This window comes from Vallitalea sp. (assembly GCF_025211055.1).
Taxonomy (GTDB): domain Bacteria; phylum Bacillota; class Clostridia; order Lachnospirales; family Vallitaleaceae; genus Vallitalea.
Genome location: NZ_JAOARO010000094.1, coordinates 18,696 through 33,172, shown reverse-complemented (window position 1 = coordinate 33,172; position 14,477 = coordinate 18,696). Strand labels below are relative to the sequence as shown.

The following is a 14,477-nucleotide window of genomic DNA, read 5'->3' as shown; positions in this document are numbered from 1 at the left end:
ACTTATATATTTTTCAATTTCTAATTATACCATAAAATAGCTTTAAAATAAATCAGGTTAGTTATTATTTTTTTATATTTTATTAGAGATTTTATAAGATTTAATTGACAAACATTAGTAGATATATTAATATAAAAATTGTATGCAAATTAATAAGTGAAATTTATAACAAATAATATATCTTATTAAAGCTCGTTCTATTTTTTTAAAATTATAAGGGAGGAATTATCCGTATGAACGAAAATGTAAAATTATTAGATCATCCGTTGCTTCAACATAAACTTACATTATTACGTGATAAGAACACTGGATCTAAAGATTTTAGAGAACTTGTCAAAGAAATTGCAATGTTAATGGGTTATGAAGTTACACGTAATTTACCTTTAAAGGAAACTACTATTGAAACACCTATTTGCAAAACTACTTCAAATGTAATAAGTGGCAAAACTCTTGCTATTGTTCCTATTCTTAGAGCTGGTCTTGGTATGGTAGATGGTATGCTAAGTTTATTACCTACTGCGAAAGTAGGACATATTGGTTTATATAGAAATGAAGAAACTCTTCAACCTGTGGAATATTATTGTAAACTTCCAAAGGACATTGAACAAAGAACAGTAATTATTACAGAGCCAATGCTTGCTACTGGTGGTTCAATCGTTGCTGCTGTAAGCTTATTAAAATCTTATGGTGTTAAAAATATTAAAATCATGTGTCTTGTAACTTCTAAACCTGGTATTGAAGAAGTATCTGCTAATCATCCAGATGTTCAAATTTTTACTACTGCAATTGATGAAAAATTAAATGATATTGGATATATTACTCCTGGTTTAGGTGACGCAGGCGATAGAATATTCGGTACTAAATAATAATCACTAGAGCTGACTTTTATAAGCAGCTCTCTTTTTTTTGCCCTTTCATAGTTATTAAATATTTATTAATTAAATATTAATTATATGGTTAATATTTAATATATATTTTAGCTTAAATTAAATATAACAGAGGAAATTACTGGTAATTAAAGCAAACTATTGCATTTTATATTGATTAAGGTTATAATATTCGTGTAATAATTAGTTAACATTTTTGTAACAACTATTTTTTTAGAATATTTTTCCTTATTATTTACAAATAATAACATTAGCATTAGGAGGTTTAATTTATGAAAAGGCGAGGTATTAAGCAAGTTACTCTAGGTATATTAGGAGGATTAGTTTTAACACTTAACGTTAATGCTGCTACCATAGGTGTTGTTAATGTAAAAAATCTTAATGTTAGAAGTGGCCCTAGTACCACCAGTTCTATAGTTGATCATGTTCATTTGGGTGATAAACTAGAAATCGTTTCTACAAGTGATAACTGGTTTAAAATTGATCTTGATTTGTTAAACAATGCATATGTACATAGCAATTACGTTAACATTGAGAATTCCAGCAAATCAAAAGTTGTAATAACTAAAGCTGAACTTAGAAATTCACCAAATCTATTAGGTAATGTGTTAGCAACTATTGATAAAGGACAACTAATCAGCATAGATTACCAAACTGGAGATTGGTTCTATGTTAGTACCATAAAGGGTAAAGGATATATGCATATTAGTAGTTTATCTGAAACTAAATATTCATATTCAAAATCCTTATCTACATCACAAGAGACTACAGAAAAGAAATCAAAAAAAGTTGCTACTGTAAACACAAATATACTTAATGTCAGACAGCAACCATCTATTAATTCTTATAAGATAGGTAAAGTCTATCGTTATAATACTTTTGAAGTGTTAAGCGAATTAGAAGAATGGGTTTCTATTAAGATACCAAACGGGTCTACTGGTTATATATATAAAGATTATGTAGTTATTTCTGATGAGAAGACCATTACAGATTCATCAAGCTTAAGACAACAAGTAGTTAGTTATGCAAAACAATTTTTAGGCAACCCTTATGTATGGGGTGGCAATAGTTTAACAAAAGGTGTGGATTGTTCTGGTTTCACACAACAAGTAATGAAAAAATATGGTATAAGTATAAGTAGAACTTCCAGATCACAAATTAATAACGGGTATAGAGTGTCAAAAAATGATTTATTACCTGGCGACCTTGTATTCTTTGGATATAGAAATAAGATATCCCATGTAGCTTTATATATTGGTAATAATCAGGTTATCCATGCTAACAACAGAAAAACTGGAATTATCATTAATAATTTAAGTGATTCAAGACTTTTACCTTATATAGGTGCCTCTAGAGTTATCAAATAGCCTAAAACCTTGCTTTTTCATAAAAAATATTCTTTATTATGTAAGTGGTAAAATGTTACATAATAGTGTTGGGGGACTGTTTATGCAGTCCTTTAGTGCTGTTGTTTTTTAGAGAATGACGACGGTAGTAATAGTAAAACCATATACAGTGATATCACTCTCGTTACGTTTGTTGCTTTTATCTGGTTTAGAGGTAAGACAGCAAGCCGTAAAAGGTCGTTATATCACTGTATATGGTTTGTTTATGCGATTGGCACTCTTAATTGAGTAAAAGAGTTATTTAGTTATAAAGTACTCATTTTAATACATTAAATAGATTTCATTTTAGAAATTTTCTAGGATGTATCTTTCGGCGGCGTAAACGGATGTGGCTCCGTCAGCGGCGGCTGTGATAATTTGTCTCAGGATTTTTTGTCTTATATCTCCGGCGGCGTATACACCTCTTATACTTGTTTGGCAAGAATCGTCGGTTAATACATAGCCTTTTTCGTCACATTTTACTTTATCCTTAATTAGTTGTGAGTTAGGTTCTGTACCAATTCCAATGAATAGACCATCAATGTCTAGTATGGATTCTTCTTGTGTTTTATTGTTGATGATAGAAATTTTTTCTACTTGGTCTTTGCCAATTACTTCTTTTAATTCTGTGTTCCATAGTATTTTTATTTTATCTTCGTCATGTTTTAGTAAGCTGTCTTGTAATATTTTTACTGCTCTTAGCTCATCTCTTCTGTGTATGAGGTATACTTTTTTACACATTCTAGCTAGAAAGATTGCGTCTTCTACGGCTACATCGCCACCCCCTACTACAGCAACTTCCATATTTCTGAAGAAAGCACCGTCGCAAGTAGCACAATAAGATACACCTCTTCCAGTAAGTTCTTTTTCACCTTTTACACCTATTTTTTTCCATCTAGCACCTGTAGCCATGATAATAGCTTTTGATTGGTATTCGTTACCAGTTGTCTTTACTACTTTTACTGTTTGGTCTAGCAAGAGGTCTACTACCTCTTCTGATTTTATTTCTAAGCCTAATTTTTCGGCATGTTCTCTCATTTTAGTACTTAGCTCAAATCCTGTTATATCTGGAATTCCTGGATAGTTATCAACTTCATAGGTATTGATTACTTGACCACCTGGAACATCTTTTTCTAGTACCATAGTTTTTAACATTGCTCTTTGAGCATAGATAGCCGCAGCCATACCTGCAGGACCAGAACCTATTATTATCAAATCATATATTTCTGTCATTAAAATCACTCCTTAAGTAAATAAACTTATTTCAAACAATAGCGTCGCTTTTTTCTAACATACATCTTATAGATGCTGAATAATTAATGAGACTCTGAAGCTCTCTATCATTTTGAACATATTCTGCCATCTTAGGATGTAGCCTAAGTACATCCAGAATATCTTTTTCAGCATTATCGATTAGCTCTAATTTCATATAACAACAAGCTCTATTATAATATAAGAAAACTGAATTTTTGTTATTATTTATTCCATCAGTGAATACTACAATTGCTTCCCTGTATTCTTCTTCATCTCTATACAAAACACCCAGATTCAAATAGGAGTATGGGTAGTTTTTATTATATTTTATAGCTTGTTGGTAATATTTTTTAGCCTCATTAACTTCATTTTCCTTGGACATAAGCACACCCATATTGAATAATACCATGTAATGTCTGTTATCAATATCCAGAGCTTTTTTCATTAATGTGAGAGATTTGTCTATTTCATCTCTTTGCTCATAGATAGAACCTAAGTTAATACATGCCCAAAAATCATATGGATTAATTTCTAGTACATTATTATAATTCTCAATTGCTTTTTCTACTTCTCCTAAATAATCATAAGCATAAGCAAGAAAAAAATAGGCTTTCGTATAATATGGATCACATTCTATAGCTTTCTGATAATAAGGTATCGCTTCTTCAAAATTATCTTTGTGGTCATTTAGAATTGCAATACCATAGTATGCTCTTGCCTCTGAAGTATCAATGGTTAGAACTTCCTTGTATACTCTTAGTGCATTATCATAGTCATCTAACTCATCATATATGATAGCAATATCTAATAATAACTCGGTATCATTATTTTTACCATAATCATAAGCTTTATTAAAATAATATAATGCTTTTAATAAATTATCTTCTTCATAATATTTTTTCCCTAAAACAATATAATTGTCTATATGATATTTTTTCATAATTTCTCTCTTTCGTATCTGCAAAGTATTTTAGATATTGGCATCTTATACCTATACATTATGAATAAATTGAAACAAATTCTTCAAACGAGTTAAAATCTTTACTATAGTCATATTGTTTACAACTAATATTCTCACCAAGTATACTTATAATATCATTTACAGGTTCTTTATCAAAACTAATAACAAAAATATTCATGTTATCTACGGGATATACTTTTTCAAACTGTTTTCGTAATTTATCAGTGTTTATTCTTGTGAATGTAAAATTTACACCAACTTTTATATGTATAATCTTCAACTCTAAATAGAACTCTTCTGCTTCAATCACATCTTGTTTTAAATCATTTAAAAACACTACTTGATAGTCAGGTCTATATTGATCTATTATCTTGCTAAGCGATGTAAATTGATACATGATAGGTGCGATATGATTAGCAATAGATTCTAAAGTAATAATGTTCTCTTCGTCTCCTAAAATCTTATCCTTAATAGCTAGTATACCAATAACACCCAAAAGTTTCAACTCATTCTCATCGACAAATATTGGCACGAATAAGGCTCCACTATATGTATTATTAAAACATTCAACTATTTCAGGAGCAAAAGTATTTTCTACATCAGCTTCACTATTCAATATTATCTTTTCCCCTAATTTCAGTGGTAACAGCTCGTCTTGTAAAGGTATATGTGTTAAATTATTATCTATATTTATTGACCTAGTTATATTAATTCTATCTTTATCATTATCGTATAATCCTATGAAACCGCTTGTGACTCCGAAAAAGATACTGAGCGTACTTATAGTTAAATCAATAAGCTGCTCCATATTACTAGCTATATTAATATTTTTCATTAACTCATTCAATTTAACCAATCTATTCAATTTATTATTAATGATTTCCTTCTGCATATTAATCTTTTGGAAATTCTTAGCATTATTGATTGCAATATATGTAGATGAAGCCAAACTTTCAATTAACTCAAATATACTGTTTTCATATTTGTTACCATTAACTTTTGGTCCTAATGTAACAAATCCAACTAATCTATTCTTTTTCAAGAGTGATACCACATAATTTATTTCAATATCTTTCAATATCTCTCGTGAGTTTTCAAATAAGTCATAAAACTGATTTTGCTGGGATTCATTACTCATATCTGTTAAAATCCTAATCTTAGTATCATTTATTGATTCAGTAGGATATAGATTGATAAACATAACTGAACTGGAGTTATATACATCTTTCAAACTCATTAATTTGTAACTATTACTAATGGAATCATATAAGAAAAAAGTAGTGAAACTACTTTGTGTAAGTTCTGCAAAAGCACTTATAGATAATCTGTACAAAGCACCTAAATCCAAGCTACTTAATAAAGCCTTTGATGAATGATTAATCGCAAATAGATTGAATAATTTTTCATTCAGTTGTTTACTGACATTCTCTAATTCTTTGAAACATTTATAATTAGACAATGATGTAGAAAACAGATTCATCAGAGCATTAGCAATGATTTCATCATCCTCTAGAAATTCATCATTATTTCTATTAACTAGTATAAATCCATATAACTCACAATCCATAATTAGTGGTATGATGAAGTTGCATTCAAAATCACTAAATATGTCTTTTGAAAAATATGGCTTAAAATTATTTTCTCTCAGTAATCCACTATTATACTTAATTATTTCATCAAAAGATTCATTATATTCAATAGTATATTGTTCTTTGTTGTATCCATTAACTTGCACTAACTTATATTCATGGTTTTTTCTGATAAATACAGCTATTTGATCAGGTAATAATAATTCATTACTAAATTCAAAAATATATTTTTCTATGTGTTCTAAATTAAATTTTTGTGTAAAAAATTCAATAGCATGTATTAAGCCTGTATATCTATATACCTTTTTACTAATATCTTTATTTTTCTTATGGTGTTCTAGTATATTATACAGCATTTGTTCATAAGCCATCTTGGGGTACCTTCTTCCTAATCAATGTCAAGGCACATTAATTTATACCTTGATAAGTTCTTGATTTAATACATAGAATGTTGTGGGCATATTTAATAATTTATTACAGTGAGTAGTACACGATTTAATGTTTATTGATACATTAGGATATAGGCAATTAGTTACTTTTACTTCTCCTTCGCCTTTTGCATGTAAATAAGAAACATATCTTTTTTGTTTATTGTATAATTTTTTCAGGCTATTTTTATAATAATCAAATTCTTCATTCATCTTATTAACATCTATCTTTTGAGAATCATTAAGTTTAGCTGCTGAATAGATTGATAGTTTCTGTTTTAATAGTGCTATCTTATCTTTTACTTTTTTAATTGTCAAGACAATTATGTCATATTCTTCCTTTATCTTATTTCTCTCAAAGCCAGTTACTGTAATTTTTGTATAGGATTCAGTTCTATTACCTATTTCACCAGCCTGTACTTTTATACTAGCCTCAATATTACCACCTATAATCCTGCTTTTATAGGATTCAAGTTTAACTTCTTTAGCTTTTATATTGCAGTTATATGCATATGAACCAATATTCACAGTTCCATCACATATTATAGTACATTCTGATGCGAATTTGGTATACAAGTCTCCATTACATATGAGCTTAGCTTTGTTCTTACCTGCAATTCCACCTCTTATGTAAATACTTCCATCCCTACTTTCTATAGTATCTACACTACCTACACCCATGTCTCCCATTACTTGAATATCATGATCTGCTTTAACTATAAAATTATCCTCTATAGAATTTTTGATATCAACAAAACCATCAAAATCAATATTACCTGTTTTAAATGAAACATTTCCGTCAATTTCCAAACAGTTACATACACCTATTATATTATTTTGATATATGACTGCACCTGTTCTCTTGGCATGTAGAGTTGTTTTATCTTCCTTAGGATCATATTTTTCTATTATTGTTTTCTTATCATATTCTAAGGTCATCTGTCTGCCAGGCTGTGCTGGTATTATTTCTCCCCATACTGTTTTACCTGGTACCCCTTGTTTTGGTTCTATTCTTTCACCAAGCCAAGCATCTTTTTCTACTTTATTTATCAAGTTAAGTTCATAGTGATTAACAGCCTCATTTTCAATCATTTGTGGCCTTACTTCTTCAATTTTATACAATTTTATTTCTGCATCTTTTCCTCTAGTAGGAAGCACTCCCTCCGCTATCTGGATTTTTTTTAGGGGCTGTATGATATTAACTATATCATGTACATCAATACCATATACTATATTGGAATGCTGTATAGCTTGCATGACTATCTCAACCAATTCAGATTTATCCCTGCTATTGAATTCTTCTCTTGTCATATTAATTGTTACATAACCTTTCAATCTATCTTTACTTACCGATAGTTCTACTAAAGGTTTCTTAATGCCTACTTTTATAATTTCACCAGATGCTAACGCAATTGCAGAAGTAAGAGCAGAAAAGCAACTAAGATTAATACGGGGATATTGTAACATGATATTATTAAAATCATTCAAGTTATATCCCTTATCGAAAACTCTCACATAATATTGTTCCTCTTCTTCTATCAACTCTAAGTATTCGTTAGAATATATCACATTACTGAACAAATTAATCCACTCCATCATTTACTATTTTTAACCATATTATATAACTTTTTTTATATCAAAATCAATATTTAAACAAAATTAAATTAAAAAATATCTTTATGATATATCGGCAACTATTTATATATACTTAATAGTAAATCTTTAATGTTTTTGCCTTGTTGATACATACACATATCATCATATTATTAAAACATTATACCATAAAATATATAATATAAACCAGCTATATTATAATTATATACATTGCATTATGCTCATATTTTTAATTACTTATAAAAGTATCTTTTATCTTTCTCCATTTAAAAATATTGATTCATCTAACTTTACTAATATTTATTAATGTTTGAAATATTGACAACCATTTTTTTGGTATAGAAGTACTGTATCCTAAAAATGTATTGTAGATTGGCTCCTAGAATTTAAGTAGATTAACCAAATATATTTACCTAATCCCAAAATATCTATCATTATTAACAATCACATTAATATTATATACAAATTATACAAAAAAACTTCCAAAGTTACATGATTTTACACATTGAAATTATATCAATACATATGATAATATTATTGATAATAACTTTATACTAACAACAAGCATCACTAATCACATCTTGTTGGTCTTATTATAATAATTATAGAGTTAATAATTATAAAAATATACTAAGCGAGGGATATATAATGAACTTTTTTAATATTGATGGACCGTTTCAAAGAATTGGAAGTATAGTTTTTGATGTTATAGCATTAGGTCTTTTATGGACAATTATTTCTTTACTAGGTTTTGGAGTAACTATAGGTGCTGTAACAACCGCTCTATACACTAGTGTATATTATAACCTAGTCAAAGAAGAAGGATACGTGTACAAAACATTTTTCAAAGCACTCAAAAACAAATTCCTTAAATCCACTCTAGTATGGTTAATATTAGCCGCATTATACATACTAATGTTTTTCAACATAACTTCTATTACACAAGGTATTCTTGATATATCTTGGTTATTACCAGTTTATTTTAGCTTGACTATTGAATTATTATTTATAACTTTATATATATTCCCTCTTATGTCTACAACAGAATTGGGTATAAAGAAACTATTTAAATATTCTTTTATACTTGCTAATAAACACTTACCATCAACACTATTAGCTGTTATTATAACAATCTCACTATTAGCTTTACTTTACACTATAAATAACGTACTTCTAATAATCATCCTGACACCTATTCAATGCTACCTATTATCAAGGGTGATAACAAAAAAGATATTAACCCAGTATGACACAACAGTATGGTAAAAATTATAATGGATTATGTGAGAACAACCTCTCACATAATCCATTTTTAATTAGTAATACAATCTATTATTAGATAATAACTCAAGAGCGCCATTACAATGAGTATACCCTATATAAGGGTATACTCATACTACCGTTGTTCTATTCTCTTACTCCTCTATTCTCTTATGATCCAACATCTCCCTAATCTTCAACGACAACTCCTCAATATTAATCGGCTTATTAATAAACCCAACTATCCTATCAGTTATTACCTTATCCATCTTTTCAAAACCAAATCCTGATAAAAATCCAACTCTAACATCCTCATTAATACCATAAAATTCATTTACTAACTCTTTTCCACTAATATTAGGCATAACAACATCCAATAAAACCAGATTAATATCACTTATATGTTTTTTATAATATCTAAGAGCCTCAAAACCATCACCATAAGTAATTACCTCATAACCCAACATTTCAATCATTTCCTGTAACAAATCCCTTATTATTTCCTCATCATCAACAACCAAAATCTTTTCTACACCTTTAATCAATCTTTCATCTTCATCTACAGGTGTATATTCTTTCTCATCTAATATTGGTAGTTCAATAGTGAAATCTGTCCCCACATTGATAACAGAATTAACACTAATACACCCCCCATGATTTTTAATAACTCCAAAGGCCATAGCTAAGCCCATTCCAGTTCCTTTACCAATATCTTTGGTAGTATAAAAAGGTTCAAACAAATGTTTCTTGACCTCTTCACTCATTCCTATTCCTGTATCAGAAACAATAATAACTATTGCTGGTTTTTGTTCTTGAACATCAGCTTTTTCACAATCCCATTCCGTAATATTATAAGTTTTGAATACCAGCTGTCCACCATTAATTAATGCATCTCTAGCATTTATTCCGATGTTAAGTAATGTATTTTGAATTTGACTTTCATCCCCTAATATCATATGATTTTCAGCTTCTAGAGATGTTTCTATCCTTATTAGTTTATCAATACTTCTTTCTAATATTTCCACTACACTATTAATGATACTATGCAAATCTATTGGTATTAATTTATAATCAGATTCTCTTGAGAATGTTAGAAGTCTATTAACTAGTGAAGCAGAGTTATTAGCACATTTTTCAATATAATCTATGTATTTCATACACTCTCTTCCAGCGTATTTGGTCTTGATAATAGACACAGCTCCACTAATAGCCATTAATTGATTATTAAAATCATGAGCGATTCCTCCAACCAATTGACCAATAGCTGATAGTTTCTCTGTCTGTCTAACCATATTTTCCAGATTTCTCTCATTAGTTACATCCCTAATGATTAGTATGATTTGATTGTTACCAAATCTATGCATTATCACTTCTAATATTTTACCTAATCGTCTAGAATACTGTTCTATTCTGCTTTGATTCATCTTCTTAAGCATATCGTTTATTAATGCTATCCAATACTTTTCATGTGTAATGATATCTTTTACTTTCTTGCCTTGAATTTCATCCAATCCTAATATTGTATTTAATGAATTATTGGTCTCTATACATTTGTAATCACAAATATTATTATCATTCCCATATTTAATTTCCAATCTAGCATATCCATTTACCATGGTCTCAAATAATGACCGATACCTTTTTTCACTATTATATAGTTCTAATTCAGATTGTTTACGTCTTTCTATGCACTGATTAATTCCTACCATCCTAAGAGGTAAACCATCCTCATCTCTTTCTATTACAGAACCTGTTCCCATGTACCATTTGTAATTCCCAGTAGCATCTTTAATTCTCCATTCACAGATAAAAACCTGCTCTATATTTTCAAAATGCTTTTGCAACTCTTTATTAATAATTTCTAAGTCTTCTTCTTTTATAAGATTTAAAAAAACTGTTCCTTTATCATTGAATTTTTCACCATCATATCCTAATGATATAGCAAAAATAGGGTCTACATAAAATAAATTGTTACCTATATCCCAATCCCATTCATATAAATTAGCACTACTTACTGCCATTTTCATCCTTTTTTCTAGCTTATCTGATGAATATATTTGTTCTGATATATCTTCTATCTGAACAAAGTAACCTTCTGGTTGTAATTTATCTATTCCTAGAATATTTATTTTAACTTCTAAGAATTTTTTCTGCATAATATTATTGTTGATTTGATTTTCTTTATTATCATGATTAAGTTCAAATTCCACTCGAAAACTTACATCTTTACCACTCTTCAATTGTTCTAAACTACGATTAGCAATATTAAATCTATCAAATAGATTAGAACCTATAACAGTATCGTAATTTTCTATCTCAAACATTTCAAGACATATGGGATTAATGATAATCAATTCAGCTTTTGCATTATATAGTTCAAGCCCAACTGAAGAAACATTAAATATATTTTTTATATTTTCGTTATCATATTTATAGTCCATATTCATTTTATATATATAAGCAATTATAAATAACGCTTCAGAAAAAATTATGAAGATACGGTTAATTACATATAACGTCATATCAAAATCATAAAGCTTATATAATACAGGACATAGTAGATTAAATATACCCCATAGAATCAAAAAACTTCCAATTAGTAGATTATAATTTTTCTTAGATTTAAGTAACCGAAAACCTATATATGATAATAGGACTCCTATATATATATTCAAAATAATTGTGTAATCTCTATTAATTATTTTAGTAAAAATAATTACCCCTATGATAGCAATAGATACCCACAACCATATTTTCCTGCCTTTTATAGTTATAAATAATTCTATACTAAGTATAAGTAGAATATAACTAATATTCAGAAATAATATACCTATTAAAGTACTCTCTTGTATGGCTAACTCTTTAAATATAAAACCCAAAGATAAAAATATGATAAAGACAATTATTCCTTTAATGTAATAAACCAGATATTTGTCTTTTCTACCTATTTTTAAATAGATATAAATAAAAATAAATAGCCATGCTAAGCTTGTAACAATACTATAAATATCTACCACTCTTATTACGTTCATTAAAAACACCTCAATCAACAAATTATAAATATCTATACCCTATAAACTTATTCACATTTTATTAGATTATTTTGTATACAGAACTTTATATTTAATTTTATCTTACCTTTCTTTTCAAAAGCTACTGAAACAGATTTTTTGTTAATATCTATAACTGTACCTTTACCGAATTTTTTATGAGTTACTATACTTCCAACTTCTATTTTAGTAGAAAAATAATCATATATCTCATTTAAAAATCTTGATTGGACAGCTGGTTCGTCGTATCTGTTGTTAATATAAGATATGTATAAATACTCTTTTGCTCTCGTCATTCCTACATAGAATAATCTTCTCTCCTCTTCTATATCTTTGTCTCTATTAGATTTTTCATGAGGTATCAACCCTTCAACAGCACCAATAATCCAGACAATACTAAATTCCAATCCTTTAGAACTATGCATGGTTGTTAATGTTACTGAGTCTTTATATATATTATTATTGGTATCCTCCATCATCTGTCTATATTCTTCAATATGATTAAACCATTCATCTATTGTTTCAAAATTCTTAGTACTTTCCCCAATTTCATTCAAAACTTCTATTAAACCTTCAATTCCTATTTTTCTATAGGTAGCGTAGTTCTCTAAATAACTATCATAGCCTATTTTTTTTCTGATATATTTTATTATATCATAGGGTGTATTTTTTTTGATTACTTGTAATTGATATTGTAATTCATCCAGCCTATTAATCATCCACTCTTTTTCCTCAGAATTCTTATATAATCCTTCCCATATATTATCAGAATATTTTTTTGATATCTCAAGAACTGCTTTACTTATGTATCTTTTTGGTTTGTTAATTATTCTTATTAATGCTTCTTTGTCTTTTATATCCAGTGCAAGTTTCATATATGAAATTATATCTTTTGCAACCCAATGATCATATATAATAGCTGCTTTATCCCTTACTATGAATGGTATATTCATATCAAGAAACATATCAATTACAGCTCTGGATTGAATATTGGTTCTATATATAATTGCAATATCTGATAATGGTATATCTTTTTGTCTGCTAAGTTCTAATATACTATTAGCAACTGTTTTTGCTTCATCCCCTATATCTTTTGTTTCAATAATACCAAGCTGGTTACCGTCTTTATTACTAGTTATCATATTTTTTATATATCTCTTATTATTGTTCTTGATTACGCTTCTACTTACTTTGACAATGTTTTTAGTGGAGCGATAATTATTATTAAGAATTATTTTCTTTGTATCTCCAAATTCTTCAGGAAAATTTAGTAAGAACTCTGGTTTAGCTCCCCTAAAACTGTATATGGATTGGTCATCGTCTCCAACAATAAACAGATTATTATTTGGCTTAGCCAATAATTTTATTGTTTCGTATTGTACTCTATTTATATCTTGGAATTCGTCTATAAGTATGTACCTAAATCTTGATTGCCAAGAACTTAATATTTTACTATTTCTACTTAAGAGATTATAGCATTTGATTAACATATCATCAAAATCAATTGCTCTCTTCTCTCTTTTATAAGCCTCATAGAGACTATATATCTTATAGAAATCTTCGTTAGAACAAGACACCGCATTATAATATTTAACATTGATTAATTCATTCTTTATCAAAGATATTTCTGTAGTTACTTGATTGATGAACTCGTTCTCATCTTCATATTCAATTTTTAGCTGTCTAACAATTTCTTTGAATATATCTAATTTTTTATTTTCCATTATTATTTGACTTACATTTAAGTTATAATAGCTTTTTAGAATACGAAAAAACACAGAATGAAACGTACCAAAAATAACTCTCTTACTATTATTACTATCAGATAAATTCTCAAATCTATTTTGCATAGTGATCGCAGCAGCTTTTGTAAATGTTATTACTAAAATATTGCTTGGTTTCACTTTTAGTTCTTCTATTAGATTAATTACTCTATGAGTTATAACCATAGTCTTTCCAGACCCAGGTCCAGCTAAAACCATCATAGGACCTTCATTATGAGTAACTGCCTGCTTTTGACTATTATTTAATTCATGCCCCATCAACATT

Annotated in this window: 9 protein-coding genes; 3 read left to right on the top strand and 6 right to left on the bottom strand. The window is 28.3% G+C overall.

The window, feature by feature from the left end; genetic code table 11:
* The first annotated feature begins 233 nt into the window (after positions 1–233).
* Together upp and N4A55_RS14660 are read left to right on the top strand one after the other, a co-directional pair.
* Positions 234–866 (top strand): uracil phosphoribosyltransferase, encoded by a 633-nt coding sequence (gene upp, locus N4A55_RS14665; protein ID WP_293757682.1) that lies wholly within the window; start codon positions 234–236, stop codon positions 864–866.
* A gap of 293 nt (positions 867–1,159) precedes the next feature.
* The gene (locus tag N4A55_RS14660; protein ID WP_293757680.1) at positions 1,160–2,254 is read left to right on the top strand and encodes a C40 family peptidase; all 1,095 of its coding nucleotides are present in this window, start codon (positions 1,160–1,162) and stop codon (positions 2,252–2,254) included.
* A gap of 324 nt (positions 2,255–2,578) precedes the next feature.
* Here N4A55_RS14660 and trxB read toward each other — a convergent pair whose 3' ends face one another.
* From trxB to N4A55_RS14640, 4 genes are read right to left on the bottom strand one after another with little or no spacing between them, the layout of a single operon-like run.
* Positions 2,579–3,505: a thioredoxin-disulfide reductase gene (gene trxB / locus N4A55_RS14655; protein WP_293757678.1), complete on the bottom strand. Its 927-nt coding sequence runs from the start codon at positions 3,503–3,505 to the stop codon at positions 2,579–2,581.
* A gap of 31 nt (positions 3,506–3,536) precedes the next feature.
* A complete protein-coding gene (locus N4A55_RS14650; RefSeq protein ID WP_293757676.1) occupies positions 3,537–4,466 on the bottom strand; it encodes a tetratricopeptide repeat protein in 930 nt (309 codons plus the stop codon).
* Between the two features lie 58 nt (positions 4,467–4,524).
* Positions 4,525–6,447 (bottom strand): hypothetical protein, encoded by a 1,923-nt coding sequence (locus N4A55_RS14645; protein ID WP_293757674.1) that lies wholly within the window; start codon positions 6,445–6,447, stop codon positions 4,525–4,527.
* 42 nt (positions 6,448–6,489) lie between these two features.
* A complete protein-coding gene (locus N4A55_RS14640) occupies positions 6,490–8,085 on the bottom strand; it encodes a DUF342 domain-containing protein (protein WP_293757672.1) in 1,596 nt (531 codons plus the stop codon).
* Positions 8,086–8,766: 681 nt separating this feature from the next.
* On the opposite strand from N4A55_RS14640, the gene N4A55_RS14635 reads away from it, so the two are divergent.
* On the top strand, positions 8,767–9,384 hold the full coding sequence (locus tag N4A55_RS14635) for a DUF624 domain-containing protein (RefSeq protein WP_293757670.1): 618 nt from the start codon (positions 8,767–8,769) through the stop codon (positions 9,382–9,384).
* 149 nt (positions 9,385–9,533) lie between these two features.
* Here N4A55_RS14635 and N4A55_RS14630 read toward each other — a convergent pair whose 3' ends face one another.
* Positions 9,534–12,410, bottom strand: coding sequence for a response regulator (locus N4A55_RS14630; protein WP_293757669.1), 2,877 nt, complete (start codon positions 12,408–12,410; stop codon positions 9,534–9,536).
* A gap of 47 nt (positions 12,411–12,457) precedes the next feature.
* On the bottom strand, positions 12,458–14,470 hold the full coding sequence (locus tag N4A55_RS14625; protein WP_293757667.1) for an ATP-dependent helicase: 2,013 nt from the start codon (positions 14,468–14,470) through the stop codon (positions 12,458–12,460).
* Between the last annotated feature and the right edge of the window lie 7 nt (positions 14,471–14,477).

What these genes read in the sequence shown, in the direction of transcription:
- upp (WP_293757682.1), top strand. Translation starts at nt 234, where the DNA reads ATGAACGAAAATGTAAAATTATTAGATCATCCGTTGCTTCAACATAAA.
- N4A55_RS14660 (WP_293757680.1), top strand. Translation starts at nt 1,160, where the DNA reads ATGAAAAGGCGAGGTATTAAGCAAGTTACTCTAGGTATATTAGGAGGA.
- trxB (WP_293757678.1), bottom strand. Translation starts at nt 3,505, where the DNA reads ATGACAGAAATATATGATTTGATAATAATAGGTTCTGGTCCTGCAGGT.
- N4A55_RS14650 (WP_293757676.1), bottom strand. Translation starts at nt 4,466, where the DNA reads ATGAAAAAATATCATATAGACAATTATATTGTTTTAGGGAAAAAATAT.
- N4A55_RS14645 (WP_293757674.1), bottom strand. Translation starts at nt 6,447, where the DNA reads ATGGCTTATGAACAAATGCTGTATAATATACTAGAACACCATAAGAAA.
- N4A55_RS14635 (WP_293757670.1), top strand. Translation starts at nt 8,767, where the DNA reads ATGAACTTTTTTAATATTGATGGACCGTTTCAAAGAATTGGAAGTATA.
- N4A55_RS14630 (WP_293757669.1), bottom strand. Translation starts at nt 12,410, where the DNA reads ATGAACGTAATAAGAGTGGTAGATATTTATAGTATTGTTACAAGCTTA.
- N4A55_RS14625 (WP_293757667.1), bottom strand. Translation starts at nt 14,470, where the DNA reads ATGGGGCATGAATTAAATAATAGTCAAAAGCAGGCAGTTACTCATAAT.